This is a genomic window from Kitasatospora sp. MY 5-36 (genome assembly GCF_001182915.1).
In the GTDB taxonomy this organism is placed as follows: Bacteria; Actinomycetota; Actinomycetes; order Streptomycetales; family Streptomycetaceae; genus Kitasatospora.
Window position 1 is genome coordinate 1 of sequence record NZ_LFVW01001126.1, and the last position, 1,797, is coordinate 1,797.

The 1,797-nt window shown below is 77.3% G+C and carries 2 protein-coding genes and 1 pseudogene; 2 read left to right on the forward strand and 1 reads right to left on the reverse strand.

Annotation, left to right across the window (positions count from 1 at the left end; all coding sequences use genetic code 11):
* Positions 1-27: 27 nt before the first annotated feature.
* Positions 28-840, reverse strand: coding sequence for a maleylpyruvate isomerase family mycothiol-dependent enzyme (locus tag AE652_RS40720; protein ID WP_049660910.1), 813 nt, complete (start codon positions 838-840; stop codon positions 28-30).
* Between the two features lie 221 nt (positions 841-1,061).
* Between AE652_RS40720 and AE652_RS40725 the strand changes: the two genes are divergently transcribed.
* Together AE652_RS40725 and AE652_RS40730 are read left to right on the forward strand one after the other, a co-directional pair.
* Complete coding sequence (locus tag AE652_RS40725) at positions 1,062-1,586, forward strand: SigE family RNA polymerase sigma factor (RefSeq protein ID WP_049660912.1); 525 nt, start codon at positions 1,062-1,064, stop codon at positions 1,584-1,586.
* A pseudogene (locus AE652_RS40730) lies at positions 1,573-1,797 on the forward strand (hypothetical protein); the annotation flags it as partial. The gene AE652_RS40725 and the pseudogene AE652_RS40730, both read left to right, overlap by 14 nt.

The following is a 1,797-nucleotide window of genomic DNA, read 5'->3' on the forward strand; positions in this document are numbered from 1 at the left end:
CAGGGGTCAGGGGTCAGGGGTCAGGGGTCAGGGGGCGGCGAACAGCCCGGGGAAGGACGGGGCCAGCCAGGGGCGGCGGCCCCAGGCGAGCACCTCGCCGCGCAGCAGGGCGCCGGGGGCGCTGCGCCGGCCCAGCGCGATGAGCAGGAACGCCACCGGTTCGACGAGGATCGTGCAGTCCGGGCGCCGGGGCGGGTCCTGGCTCACCGCGGCGGCGCCGTCCGTGAAGGTGACCGCGAACCCGTCCAGGCCCCGGCCGCGCAGCCGGTAGCAGGCGCTGTGGCCGGCCGCGGCCCGGGCGTCCGTCACCCGCGGCATGACCGTGCGCACGAACGGCATAGCCAGCCCGACCCGGCGCCGGTCGATCGGGTGCGGGCGGCCGAGGGCGACGGCGATGTCGTAGAGGTGGCCCAGCATGTGGGTCAGCAGGTAGGCGCCGAGGGTGTCCAGGTCCATCCGGCCGAGCGGGGTCGACACCGGCTCGGTGCCCGCGCGCGGGGCGGCCGTCACGGTGAACTCCCGTGCCCGCCGGGCGATCTCCTCGGCGAGCACGTCCGGGTCCCGTTCGGGCCGCTCGGCCAGCGAGGCCGCGTTCGCCGCGGCCAGCGAGCCCGGGGTGCCGTCCCCGTACGGCCGTTCCTCGCCGGCGGCCAGCGCGGCCATCAGCTCGTTGGCCATCGCCAGGTGGGCGGCCGCCTCGGCGACCGTCCACTCGGCGCCGGGGATCCGGGTGTCGCCGCGGCAGCCGGCGAGCAGGGCGACGGCCTCGTCGCCGACCGCGGTGACCTCTTCGAAGAGCGCGGTGCGCGCGGCACCGGGAGAGTGCGGGGGGAGAGTCATGGAGGTGAAGCGTGGACGAGCGCCGCGCCGCTGTCCAGGTCCCCGCACCGCCCGGGGCACCGGGCCGACTCCCGGACCGGCTCGCGGGTCCGCGCCCGCAGGCAACCCGAACCGCCCCCCGACGCGTCGAGCTGCCGTGAGAGCAAGAACGAACACGCGGCCCGGGCGGCCGCCACGGCAGACGGGGACGGCGCGGACACCATGGCGGGGACGACGGCAGGATGACGAACGCGACACCGCCGGACTTCGAGGAGTTCGTCGCCGCCTGCGGGCCCAAGCTCCTGCGCACCGCCTGGCTGCTGACCGGCGACCCGCACCAGGCCGAGGACCTGCTGCAGACGGCGCTCGCCAAGGTCTGGCCCAGATGGACGCGCATCGCCCCCGACCGGCCCGAGGCGTACCTGCGGAAGGTCCTGGTGAACTGCCACGTCTCCTGGTGGCGGCGGCGCTGGACCGGGGAGCTGCCGCACGGCGAACTGCCGGAGCCGCCGCCGGGCCCGGACCCGTACGACGGGGTGGTGCTCGGCCGGGTGGTCGCCGAGGCGGTGCGGTCGCTGCCGCCGCGTCAGCGGGCCGTGGTGGTGCTGCGCTTCTTCGAGGACCTCAGCGTCGAGGAGACCGCCGAGGTGCTGCGCTGCAGCACGGGCACCGTCAAGAGCCAGACGCACCGGGCGCTGGCCGGCCTGCGCGGCCGGCTGCCGGCCCGGGAACTCCTGCTGGACGGGGGACCCCGTGAACGGCGCTGACCTGCTCGACCCGTACGGTCCGGGCGACGGCGGGCCCGACGACGAGGAGGAGCTGCGGATCCTGCTCCACCGGGCCGTCCCCGCCCTCGGTTCGCCGGAGGACCGGATGGAGCGCGTCCTCGCCCGGGTCGAGCGGTCCAGGCGCCGCCGGCGGGCGGCCGGGCTCGCCGCGGGCCTCACCGCCGGACTCACCGCCGCCGTGCTGGCCGCC